This window comes from Phycisphaerae bacterium, from assembly GCA_035384605.1.
Lineage (GTDB): Bacteria > Planctomycetota > Phycisphaerae > UBA1845 > PWPN01 > JAUCQB01.
In genome coordinates, this window is the sequence record DAOOIV010000020.1 from 20359 (window position 1) to 32291 (window position 11933).

General features: G+C 62.0%; 6 protein-coding genes. 3 read left to right on the forward strand and 3 right to left on the reverse strand.

Features of this window, described 5'->3' with window-relative positions; all coding sequences use genetic code 11:
- Positions 1-131 precede the first annotated feature (131 nt).
- Entirely contained in the window at positions 132-620 is a 489-nt protein-coding gene (locus PLL20_07050; GenBank protein ID HPD29735.1) for a DUF6125 family protein, read from the forward strand.
- A gap of 44 nt (positions 621-664) precedes the next feature.
- On the opposite strand, the gene PLL20_07055 is transcribed toward PLL20_07050, so the two are convergent.
- Positions 665-6298: a hypothetical protein gene (locus PLL20_07055; protein ID HPD29736.1), complete on the reverse strand. Its 5634-nt coding sequence runs from the start codon at positions 6296-6298 to the stop codon at positions 665-667.
- A gap of 729 nt (positions 6299-7027) precedes the next feature.
- Between PLL20_07055 and PLL20_07060 the strand changes: the two genes are divergently transcribed.
- Together PLL20_07060 and PLL20_07065 are read left to right on the forward strand one after the other, a co-directional pair.
- Entirely contained in the window at positions 7028-8812 is a 1785-nt protein-coding gene (locus PLL20_07060) for a beta-galactosidase (GenBank protein ID HPD29737.1), read from the forward strand.
- Between the two features lie 12 nt (positions 8813-8824).
- Positions 8825-10609 carry a hypothetical protein gene (locus tag PLL20_07065; GenBank protein ID HPD29738.1) on the forward strand — a complete coding sequence of 595 codons (1785 nt, stop codon included), beginning with the start codon at positions 8825-8827 and terminating at the stop codon, positions 10607-10609.
- A 230-nt stretch (positions 10610-10839) separates the two neighbouring features.
- Here the strand turns inward: PLL20_07065 and PLL20_07070 are convergent, their stop codons facing one another.
- Positions 10840-11214 carry a zf-TFIIB domain-containing protein gene (locus PLL20_07070; protein HPD29739.1) on the reverse strand — a complete coding sequence of 125 codons (375 nt, stop codon included), beginning with the start codon at positions 11212-11214 and terminating at the stop codon, positions 10840-10842.
- 225 nt (positions 11215-11439) lie between these two features.
- A complete protein-coding gene (locus tag PLL20_07075; GenBank protein ID HPD29740.1) occupies positions 11440-11763 on the reverse strand; it encodes a hypothetical protein in 324 nt (107 codons plus the stop codon).
- Positions 11764-11933 lie beyond the last annotated feature (170 nt).

The following is an 11933-nucleotide window of genomic DNA, read 5'->3' on the forward strand; positions in this document are numbered from 1 at the left end:
ATTGCGAGGAGGACCGCCGATCCTGCTGCTGACCTGAATCCCTGTCGGGGCCTTGCGGGGTGAGGATTCGCGTCGTCGTTGGCGTTACAATGCGGCACGTGTTTTCGCGGTACTCATCGGAGCGCATGTCCATGATCGAATTGACCGACGCCCAGAAGGCCGACTACTTCCGGCGCAGCTACACCGCAGTCGACGGCCTGTGGTTCATGAAGATGGAGGAGCGGTATGGCTTCGATCCGGCTCTGGATGTGGACGAGGAGGTCTGGCGGGTCATGCCCAAGATTCAGGCGCGCAAGCTCAAATCGCTGACCGGCCTGGAGTCGGGGATGGAGGCGCTTTGCGAGTGCTTCACGACCAAGCTGACGGTCGAGGGGTTTGATTTCCAGGCGAGCCGCGACGCGGGCGGCGGGATGACCATCTCGATGGCCCGTTGCCCCTGGTACGATCTCCTGGCAGAATCGAACCGCCGCCACCTGGCGGGAAGGGTTGGTCACCGCATTTGCGATACCGAGTACCGCGTGTGGGCGACCGAGTTCGGGCCGGGCATCGTCGTCGAATTCGGCGAGCGGATCTGTGACGGCTGCTCGCGCTGCGTGGTGCGGTTCAAGCCGTGCTCGTAGGGCAACGTCGAGGTCGTCGCCGGCGAACGAGACTTTCCGTATGGTCAATTCCCCGGCGGCGGGTCTCCACCGCCTCCCACCGCCCCAGATATGCCCTGCTTTTTCAGATGTGAACTGCGTCGTCGCAAGCGGGCCGGCAGGGCGAGTTTCATGCCCAACAGGCCGAATACGGCCAGGGTCAGCGGCGCCGAACCGATCAGACCGCATAGGTGCCGGGTCGAGCCCGGCGTGTATCGTGGCATGGCCATCGCATTGTTTGTCTCGTTCACTTCCTTGACCGCGTCCGTGTCGTCCAAGCGGGCTTTCAGGACGAAATCGGCGCCCGGCAGCACCGTCGCGGGCACGGTGACACGGAAGGTCTTGGTGTGCAGACCATGAGTCTTGTCCGCCGGGTTGCTGATCGTGTGGCGCTCGATTCGGATGTCGCCCTCGCTGATCGCGTTGCTGTTATCGACGGACGCGTAGAAGGCGATGACGAAGTCTTCGCTGACCGGCATGTCGCTCAGCGAGTAGGAGATTCTGACGTTGAAAATGCGCTCCCGTGGTGCCCGCACGTGTTCGAGTCCCGACAGCACCAGATCCACCGGGTAATTCATGCTCGCGGACCGGAGATTGTCGTCGACGGGAATGCTTTCCGCCCACTCCTGCTCCGGATTCAACTGAGCCGTCAGCAGGACCATCCCGTCTGATGCGATCGGCACCGCATCGAACGCCGACAACAGACTGATGCTGACGGCGTGGACGCCGGGGGTCAGGTCGGCGTCCTCGGGTCTGCCCTCAGCGATGGTCGTATCGATATCCCCGTCGCCGTCGTCATCCAGACCGATGCGAATGGCGAAGGAGGGAACATCGGCCGGGCTGTCGATCACGTAGGTGACCTCCGCCGTCGGCTCGTCGCCGCGGGGTTTGAGTCTCAGCAGTTCGTTGACCAGATTGACGGTCGGCGTCGTCGTGTCGACGTTGTTGTTCTCGCTCGTCTCGGCGATGGAGTTGCCGGAATCGAGATGCACGAACACGCGGTCGCCGTACTGGAAACGCCCGTTAAGCTGCGAGCGGATATCGCCCAGCATGATCGTATGGTTTCCAGGCGTCCGATAGAACGTGTCGGATGCGACGATGCTGCCGAGCACTTCGTCGACGGCCTCGCCATCGGTCGTGTCACGTCTCAGACCCCATGAAATCGTGAAAGGCTCGACGCTCGAGAGACCGGAAACCGTATAGGAGAACGACAGCATTGTCTCGGTCTCGCCGATCAGCAGCGAGATGCTGTTTCCGGAAAGGTCCGTGCCCGCGATGACGGTGAAGGGGTTCGAGGTCGCGCCGGACAGCCCCGGCGCGCTCGCTGCAAAACGGTATCCGTCGCAAGGTTGCGGAATAATGACGCTGAACGAGGCCACCCCCGAAAAACCCGAAACCGTCGTGACGCCCTCGATCTCCCTTCCGCAGCCGGACGGCGACACCAGCGAGAGAGTCACGTCGCCCAGGAAGAACCTTCTGTTGCCGATGCCGTCCGTTACCTCGACGGCGACGTGGATCGGCGTACCGATGTCGCTGGTCGTCGGTTGTTGCGAGAACCGCAAGCACTGCGCCGGCCCCGCCGAAACGCTGAATTGTTCCGAGACCCCTTCGGCGAGCACGTCTCCGGCGATGCTTGATGCTTTGAGGCTGATGGTTTCAGCGTAGTTGTAATAGAGCCCGGAGATGGTAACTCTGCCGTTACCGGCGGTGATGACGCCGGTTGACGTGCCGCTGAGACTGCCGCTTCCGCTGTTGATCGTGATTTGCACGGTCGTGTTGCTGGCGACGCTGCCTTCGTTGCCGGCCAGGTCGACCGCAGCCACGGTGACGCTGAAGGCTGAGCCGGCGGTCGCCGAACCGACGGGCTCGAACTGCAGTCTGACCGGCGGGCTGGGGTTCACGGTGAAGGTATTGGAGACCCCGGAGGCCAGAGCATTTCCGCTGGTGCGGTCGATCCGCAGACTGACGCCCGCCTCGGCGGTGTCATAGGTCACGCTGAAGACGATGGAACTGTCGCCCGTGGGGATCGTTCGCGAAACCGTGCCCCCGAGCGTGCCCGTTCCCGTCGCGAGGCTCACCGTGACGCCGGTGTCCGTGGTTACGCCGACGATGTTGTCGTAGTCATCAAGAACATGGGCGGTCACAATAAACGCCACATTGGCTGCTTGATTGCCGATGAGGTCCAACGCCAGTTTGCTGGGGGCGCCGGGAGACACGAGGAAGGCGTTGGAGTCGCCGTCGGCCAGCACGTCGCCCCCGGTCCGGCTGGCTCGGATAACGGCCCCGATCTGCGAGGTGTTGAGTTCAACGCCGTTGATTGTCACCGAACTGGTTCCGGCGGTGATTGTTCCTGTGGTAGTTCCTTCCAGAAGGCCGCTGCCGAGAAAAAGCTGAAGGCTGATGTCGGTGTCCGCCGTCACTTTCGACTCATTGCCGAAGCCGTCAATGGCTTTGACCGTCACGCTGAAGGGAACGCCGGCGGTCTGGTTGGCGATGTCGCTGATCCGCAGGGCCACGGGCGTTGCTCCCGTGACCGTGATCGGATCGGACGTGCCGGCAACCAGGAAGTTGCCGCTGAGGCGGTCGATCACCAGCACGACGTTGCTCTCGGCCACGTCGTAGGTCACGCCGCTGATGGTCGTGCCGCTGTTGCCGGTGGTGATCGTGCCGTCGATGTTCCCGCCCAGAACCCCCGTTCCCGCCGAGAGCCTCAGCCTGATATTGCAGTCTTGGGTGACGTTCGTCAGATTCTCGAATTGGTCCGTGACGTAGATGTCAACGTCGAACGGTACGCCGGCAACGGGGATGCCAGGCGGCGTGATGTGGAGCAACAGCGGAAACCATGGATTCCACTGCATGGCCGCACTGGTGCCGACGGCCGGGGTGACCGCATCGTTAGCGGTGACGGTAATGGACTCGGCTCGCCGATTCGTGATGTCGAGCAAGATCTTGCCATCGGCGTCGAAAGTCGTCCCAACCCCCAGGTCGGCCGTGCCGTCCAGGTGATCGGTCAGCGTGGCCGGGCCGTTGTCCCAGTCGATGTTGGTGCCGTCGCCGCCCGTGGTCGAGGTCAGGTTCACGGTTTGAAGCGTCACGTAGTTGGGAATGGGGTTGCTGTAAACGTCGCGGGCCGTGATGGTCAGCGTAATGGGGTTATTCACGGTGACCGGGTTGGCGCCGGGCACGACGGTGAACGAACTCAGCACGGGGTAGGCGGTGATGTTGAATGCGTTGCTGTCCACGTTGTCGGAGCCGCTGAAGACGCCGCTGCCGCTGGCCCGAAGGGTGTAGCCGGTTGCGGCAGTGGTGATGTTCAAGGCTTGCACGGCCGTCCACGTGGCTACCCCGTCGACGCTGAGCAGCGCGGCGGTTCCGTTGAGAACCGCGCCGCCGGGGTTGGTCGAGATCGTCAAGGTGATCGTGCGATTGTCCGTATCGCAGGTGTTGTCATAGGCGTCTTGTATGGTCACCGCCGGCACGAGGTTTTGTCCCGCAATGGTATGGGCGGGCTGCACCGTGAAAGCCAGGTGGTGTGGCACGTTGTGCGAAATATCGAAATCGGCGCTGTCAGCCGTGTCGGAACCGGCAAAAGCCGCGCCGCTGTGCGACGCGCGCAGGTAGTAGTTGACGCCCGGCTTTGTGACGTTCATGGCTTGGCCGGCGGTCCATTGGGCCACACCGCCGGTGGTCAGGAGCGAGGTGGTGCCGTTCAGCGTCGCACCGCCGCCGTTCATGAGCACCAACGTGATGGTTCGCTCATCGCCGGTGACCGTGTTGTTGTACGTGTCTTGTATGGTCACCGCCGGCAGCAGGGACTCGCCCGCAAGACTGTTGACCGGCTCGGCGCTGAAAGCCAGATGATGGGCCGCTGTGGCCGTGATGCTGAAAGCGTCGGAGTCCGCCGTGTCAGAGCCCGCAAAAGCCGCCCCGTCGTGTGAGGCCCGTAGCTGATAGCCGTTCGCCGCAACGGTGATGTTCAGACCGTCTCCGGCTCCCCAGCTCGCGACACCGCCCACCGTGACTTTGGAAACGTTCCCGTTGAGGACGGCTCCACCCGGATTGGCCGCAAATGTCAGCGTAATCGTTCGGTCGTCACCGGTGACGGTGTTGTCGTATTCGTCCTGAATGGTCACCGCGGGAAGCAGATTGGCCCCTGCGGCCGTCGGGCTGACCGGTTGGATCGTGAACCCGAGATGATGCGCAGCTCCGCCTGTGATATTGAAGGCGTTGCTCACGACGGTGTCGGACGTGGCGAAGGCCGCCCCGTCGTGAGAAGCCCGCAACTGATAGCCGTTGGCGGCCACCGTGATGTTCATGAGTTCGGCGGCGGTCCACGTGGCGACGCCGTTGACCGATGGCAGCGTCACCGTTCCGTTCAGCGTGGCACCGCCGGGGTTCGCTGCGAAGTCCAGAGTGATGTTGCGGTCGTCGGTCGTGCAGGTGTTGTTGTAAACGTCCTGAATGGTGATGACCGGTACGATAGCCGCACCGGCAGCGGTGGTGACCGGTTGAGTGGTGAACTCCATGTGGTCCGCCACGTTATGAGTGATGTCGAAAGCGGCACTGTCGACGGTGTCGCCCCCCGGCAGAAGGGGGGCGGTGAGATTGGTAGCCCGAAGCTGGTAACCCACCGCCGGTACGGTGATGTCCAGGCTTTCGACCGCCGTCCACGTGGCGACGCCCGATGAGGTCGTCTTGGTAACCGTGCCGTTGAGGCTCGCCCCGCCTGGGTTCGTAATGATCGAGAGCTGAATGGATCGATTGGGCGCCGCAGTGCAGTCGTTGTCATAGATATCCCGGATTCTCACCGCCGGCAGCAGATCTTCGCCGGCCATGGCGTTGACCGGTTCCGTGCTGAAGGCCAGGTGGTGATGGGCGGCCGGCGTGATGTTGAACGTGTTGCTTTGCACGGTTTGTGATGGCCCTGCCAGGGCGGGCCCGTCATGAGAGGCGAGAAGCCTGTAGCCCGTTCCGGTTTTGGTGATATTCATCGCCTCAACGGCCGTCCAGGCGGCAAGGCCGCTGCTGGTCGCCACCGTGACGGTACCGTTGAGTGTCGTTCCCGAGGGATTGACCGAGATGGTGAGGGTGATGTTGCGTGATGGGTCCGTCGTCACGACGTTGTTGTTCACGTCCTGAACGGCGACCGTCGGTGTGAGCGTGACCCCGGCTGTCGAGCTCGCGGGTTGAACGCTGAAGACCAGCTTGTAAGGCGTTCCGGGTGTGACGGTAAACAAATTCGACACGGCGGGTGCGAGCAGATCGCCGGCCGTCGCTGTTGCGCGAACCTGCTTGCCGGTTCCGGCCGTGGTCCATGTTGCCGCAGGGTAGGTGGTCGAAGTCGTCCCCGCGGTGATGGTCCGAGTACCGCCGCCGCCGAGTGCGCCCGTGCCGGCTTCTCGCGTGAGCGATACGGTGGTGTTGACCGTCACAGGTGTGGGAATACCACCTCCGTCAACGGCCGTAACAATGACTTGGAATGGAACGCCAGACACTTGATCCGGGATGTTGGTGATTTGCAGAGCAGTTGCCTGGGCAAAGACCGCAGGCGCGCACAGCAGCGTTACGACAATCGCCAATGATGCACAGCGTCCGGGCGCAAGCGGCGCTTGCCGTTCGTCGGGATTCCAGGACGTGAGGTTGTTCGATTCCACGGTCATCAGGCTGTCAACAAGCTCGATACGCCCGACGATTCTCCTTTCGCTTTGGTCATACTCTTCTTGAGCGCTCGTGCCAGCGCACGCCGCCCGTCCCTTCTTCCTCGGTGGACGGGCTGAACTTGCCGCGGCAGTGCAAGATTCCCCGGCGATAACGCCCCCCGGAGTCTTTTGATGCGTTTTCTTGCTCGCCGCGTTTGCCGTGAGGTCCGAAGATCTCTCGATTCAGGATTCTTCGCAACCTCTTGCAAACATGATATTTAGTTATCGACACGTGGGCTCGCGCACTTGCCCTAGCATGCTTGGGGTAACCCTGGTTCTGACAAACCCGTTCTGATCTGCCCCCTGGATCAATTCCCCTTGGGTGACGGCTATCTGTCTCACAAAACGCGGATAGTAGAACATCCGGCAAGTTTCCTGCGCGGCGGAATAGCAGGTATAAGCTTTTCCAAAGCAATGCGTTAAGTCGCTTTGGCGGTCGCCAGGACCGGGTTGCTTGCTGCTCGGGGTCGCTGCGGGTCTGTGGAATCCTCTGGTGGCCGCATCCGCAATCGAACTCGCGCCGAGGTGTGCGTATGTTATGGGGCGTAGGTGATGAGACTGCGTGGCTTGTACGGAGACCCTGAGATGCGGCTTGGCAAATCACGGCATATCACGGGGTTATGCCGCCGAGAAGGTTTTCTGCCATGGGTGTTACGTCGCCGATGCTGCTGGTCATGCATGCCGGCCCTGATGACGACTTTCGTGTTTCTTGAGGTTGCTCGGGCCGGCCCGGTGCCTCCCTCAGAGAGTATCGCCGCGACGCGGCCTGTTTCACGGATGGGTGACCCTTGGGGGATGATCTACGGCGGGTCCGGATGGTGGGAGCACAACAATCCCCATCGGACCAACATCGCCGAACGCGCGGCGGCCGGGGCCAAGGAAATGGCCGGATGGGGCGTGCAGGCCTCGCGCGTGGGTATCTGCTGGCACGACGTTGAACGAGAACGGGGGACGTATGATTGGACGATGCCCGACGCGGTAATCCCCGCGGTTGCCAAGGCCGGTATTCATGTCGTGCTCTGCGTGGCCACCACGCCGCGATGGGCGTGGCAGCACCCCGGCGTCGAGGCGATTCTGATTGAACGCGGGCAGGAAAACCTCGCCGGGTGTCTTCCGCATAAGCCGGAGTTCTGGCCGGACTACGAACGCTACCTGACCGAGGTCGTCAAGCGCTACGGCGAGCTTGTGAAGCACTATGAGATCTGGAACGAACCCGACGGACTGGCCGGCTTTCGTTTCATGGAGCCCGAGCCGGGGCATCCGATCGGTTTTCAGCACGGCGGCGACCCGCTCTGGTATGCCGAACTGGTCAAACGCAGCTATCGGATCATCAAGTCGCTTGATCCTCAAGCTCGCGTCGGCATCGGCAGCTACGAGTACAAGAAGGCAATCGAACCCTTTGTCCTCGACGCGTCAATGGCCGCTTTGTTGGTGGAAGGCCGTGTGTCCGACGCAGTCCGCAGGGCGTTCGGCGAGCATCCGGATGCGCCGGTCTCGACTTCGGCGACGATCAGCATCGAGGTGCCCGATCGCCGGTGGATCCTGAATGATGATCGTAACGGCCGACGATATCGTATCGTGAGAGAGAACGAAGGCCTCAAGGTGACCGATCGAAAAACGTGGTTCATCGAGCGATTGTACGAGGAAGGCGTCAAAGATCATTGCGACGCCATGAGCATTCACCCGTACGGCAACCCCTTCGGACGCGAGTGGCTCGGCACCGTTCGGCGGCTGATGGTCGAACACGGCAATGCGGACAAGCCTCTGTGGGTCAACGAGTACAGCCTTCACGGCTCGGGCACCAGCCTGGCGTTCAACACGGTCCGCCAACTGCGCCTGCTTCGCGAAACACCGTGGATCAGCATGGCCCAGCCCCTGGTGTTTGCCAGTCATCTTGACAAGAACATCAGTCCGAGCGGACGTTCGTTGCGGGCCCACAAGAGAATGGCGGAAGAGTATAGGCCTCGCCGTGAGATGGTGTTTGATTTCGAGGGCCCGGTGCTCAAGCTGCTCGACGAGTGGGAATGGGACGCGACCGGTGCGGGGAAAGACGACGTCGACGAGCCGGAGCTCAGGCAGGAGTTCCCGCACGGAGGCGAACGGTGCCTCACTGCTTCAACGCCGGAGAAAAGGGTTCGCGTGTGGTTCAGCCCCTATGTGAAGGCCCAGGACCGGTGGTTCAAGGCTTTTGTCCTGGCCGAGCCGCGGGAAAAGGATGCTCAGCTTTCACTGTCCATAGGTGTCGAGAGCGGCGACATTCTGCAGAACCTTCGTGAAGTCCGCCCATTCATGGCCGCCGTACCGGCCGAGCAGTGGTTCGAGGTGAGTTTTCCGATCGATGGAAGTTTCCCCGAATGGAAGGATTTGACCACAGTGACGATCTATGTTGAGATTGACTCGGACAAGCCGGGGCTGAGGGTATCGGTGGATGACGTTCGCGTGGGCAGCGGCCGAACGGTGGCGTCAGAGCGGTAGGAGACAGCCGGGATGTCGAAAAAGAATGCCCTTATCGGGAGATTGCTCTTGGCGGGTTCCCTGGTCGTGGTCGTTGAGCGTCCGTGCCCGGCTCAGGCCACGCAGCCGACGACGCCTGCTCCCGTCTTTGTCCCCGCGATTGAGGGGCAGAAGCGCGTCCTCGCCGAGTTGGGCAGTATCCTCCAGGAAGAGAAGGTGATGCTCTCGGACGGGGCGGTTCAGTTGGCGCTGGAGACCCTGTTGAGCGATGAACAGAAGCAGGCCGAGGCTATTCGCGAGTTGGGCAGGCGGACCCTGGGCCGAACAGCGGAGGAACTGAGCGCGGAGGATCGAGCCGAGCGAGACCGCCTGTTTGACGGCCAGGACATCCTGACCGATCGTTACCGCCGCCTCGAAAAGGGGATGGAGAATAAAGCGACCATCAAGCCCGACTCCGTCTACACCGGTCTGTTGGCCAAGGCTGCAGATTCTCAGTTGCTCCAGACCATGGAAGACGCCGGCAGGCAGGTCCGTGCGAACCAGCTCAGCAACGCCTTGCGCTCCACCAACAAGGTCATCGAGGTGCTGCGCGAGATGGTCGCAATGGCCTCGCAAAAGGCCGGTAGCACGCAAGACATGGACAACACGAACGGCGACGGGGGTTTCATGGCCCCTTCGCTCCGCTACAAGGGGGCTGCTGAGAAACTGGCCGAGTTCAACTGGATCGGTGCGTCCGCCGACCCGCTGGGACACATTCTTCGCGGCCTGCGGCTCTTGGAGGAACTGACCGAACGACAACGCGCCGTGGCTGCGGCAACCAAGACCCAGGCGGCCTCAAAACAGGCGTCGGCCGATCTGGCGAAGACGGAAACCGACATTCGGCGTCAGGCCCTTGAAGTCGGCGCAAAGCTGGCCTTGCTCGATCCGCAGATCGATCAGCTTATCCGCAAGGCGACCGCCTCGATCGACAAGGCCAGACCCGCGATGGAGCAGGGGCCGCTTTCGGATGCGGTGGAACCCGCCAGGCGGGCCGCTGATGAGCTTGCGGCTGCAACCGAGTATCTCCGCAAGCTGTGGCAGGACATTCTCTCCCGTCTCAAGCAACATACGCAGGAAGCCGCGGCCATCGAGGGTGCAGGCGGCGGCATCCCGCATGGCATGTCCAAGGCCCAGGTCGAGCAGATCCAGAAAATGGTGACCATGCTCCTTCGGGCGACGGCGGCGCTGGCCCGCGTGGCCGATGCTCAGACGGCCATACTGGATCGTACCAGGTTGGCCGCAAGCGAGCCCGAATTACCTTCACTGAAGCCCGATCAGGAAGCCTTGGCCGGCGCGATCAACAACGACGTGGTCCCGTTTGACGTCAGCGCGTCGCAATTGCCCAGGGATATGTTGCCTCAGGGAGTCGCCGCGAGCGTCAACCCGGTGGGAGATCTGCTTAAGGATGCCGTTGATCGAATCGGTAAGGCAGCGGATGCTCTTAGCAAGCCCGACCGTGCCGAGGCGGTCAAGCGGGAAAGTGAGTCTTTGCAGGCCATGACCACGGCCATGGACCTGATGATCAAAGCGCTTCAGAAACTGCTTGGCCAGCTTGCTCCTTCGGCGATCACGCCAAGCGGTCCGGGAGCCGCCGGAATGGCCCTCGATCCCAGCGGCGGCGGCCGGCAGGCCGGCGGGTGGCTGTTCGGCTTGCCTTCGCAACAACAGGAGAGCGTCCGCCAGGCCTTTCGCGAGACCTTCCCCCGTCGCTATGATCGTGCCATCAAGTTGTACTACCAATCGATCGCGCGGGAGCAGGCATCAGACGGCAACCAATAGCGGATTCGCCTGAAACGTGTGTGCAAGAACGGACGGAGCCGGTTGGTACGGCGGCGTCGAGGTCGCCTCGGTGACGGAGACCTGCCATATTCTGCGGCCAGGAGTGCAATGTGGCCGCTTCGTGATCTGGTCCCTTTTGAAAGGAAGGTCCCTCGCTCGCGGTCGCCACGTCGACCAGGCTCGGGGTTCTGAAAGAGCTGCCCACAGCGGCACGGGCCCGGTGCCAAGCGCTACTCCCGTTCCGGAGCCATCAGCGAGTGGAAGAAGTCCATAATGGTCCTTTCCTTGTAGTCCTTGAACTCCCCGGCGTCGAAGAATGCCCCGTGGCACACCGTGCAGCTTTCATACCAGATATGTGGCTGCTTAAGGTCGACCATTCTGATCATCTGGGTATGGCACACCGGGCAGTTGATCTTGCCCACCTTGTTGAGTTTTTCAGCTCGGTCCGGGTCTCCGGTGTCGATTCGCTCCGAACCTCTTTGTGCCTTCAGCTTCTCCCTCTCGCCGACGTCGAACCAGAGTCCGCCGCAGTCGGTGCAGCGGTCGACTTCGACACCGCCGTACGTAACCTTCTCCATGGACGAGCTGCATTTGGGACACTGCATGATCAAGCCTCCTCATAAGCAACAGTGGTGGCACGTGCTTCCAGAGAATAGCCTGCTACCCGCCGGCATGCAACCACAAGTGCTCTTGGGGTTGGGGATCCCTGCCAACTTGCGGTGTGTCACTGCCAACTTGCAGCGTCCCGTTGCCAACCCCCGGGTCGCCATCGGCGGCTTGTTTGCCGGCGCATGGAACGAACCGGACGAAAACGACACCGGCCGCCACGTTCACACCGCGATCAGCCCGAGTATGCCGAAGATCACGAAAAGAATGCCCGCCGGTATCAGGTCCCGGCGCTTGAAGGGCGGCTTCTCTGTGGCGAACGGCCTGGTTGCGACCGTTCCGACTCCGAAAACGATCAGGATGCATCCGACGATATCAAAGCCCCCCGAATCGCGAAGCACGATCAGAATGCCCGTCGAAATGAGCAGCAAAATCGCCAGCCCGGCCACGGCGTCGCCGATACTCGCGCGCATCAGCCCCCGCACCCAGAAAAACAGGCCGATCATCGGAAGCACAATCATCAAGATGACGGGGGCAATGTTACACATTCTGTCTTCAGTCGCTTGGGGCCGTCGTTCTGCCGGCCGCTTTTGTCTCGCAACAGTGTATCCGATTCCTGATCCCGGTGCGAGAACAAAAGCCGGCGTAACCTCTGAGAAAGCGTGGTCCTATCGGTTGGGCATCGGCGCGGTTTGCCAAGGCCGGAAAGTAGGTGCGC

What these genes read in the sequence shown, in the direction of transcription:
- PLL20_07050 (HPD29735.1), top strand. Translation starts at nt 132, where the DNA reads ATGATCGAATTGACCGACGCCCAGAAGGCCGACTACTTCCGGCGCAGC.
- PLL20_07055 (HPD29736.1), bottom strand. Translation starts at nt 6,298, where the DNA reads ATGACCGTGGAATCGAACAACCTCACGTCCTGGAATCCCGACGAACGG.
- PLL20_07060 (HPD29737.1), top strand. Translation starts at nt 7,028, where the DNA reads ATGACGACTTTCGTGTTTCTTGAGGTTGCTCGGGCCGGCCCGGTGCCT.
- PLL20_07065 (HPD29738.1), top strand. Translation starts at nt 8,825, where the DNA reads ATGTCGAAAAAGAATGCCCTTATCGGGAGATTGCTCTTGGCGGGTTCC.
- PLL20_07070 (HPD29739.1), bottom strand. Translation starts at nt 11,214, where the DNA reads ATGCAGTGTCCCAAATGCAGCTCGTCCATGGAGAAGGTTACGTACGGC.
- PLL20_07075 (HPD29740.1), bottom strand. Translation starts at nt 11,763, where the DNA reads ATGTGTAACATTGCCCCCGTCATCTTGATGATTGTGCTTCCGATGATC.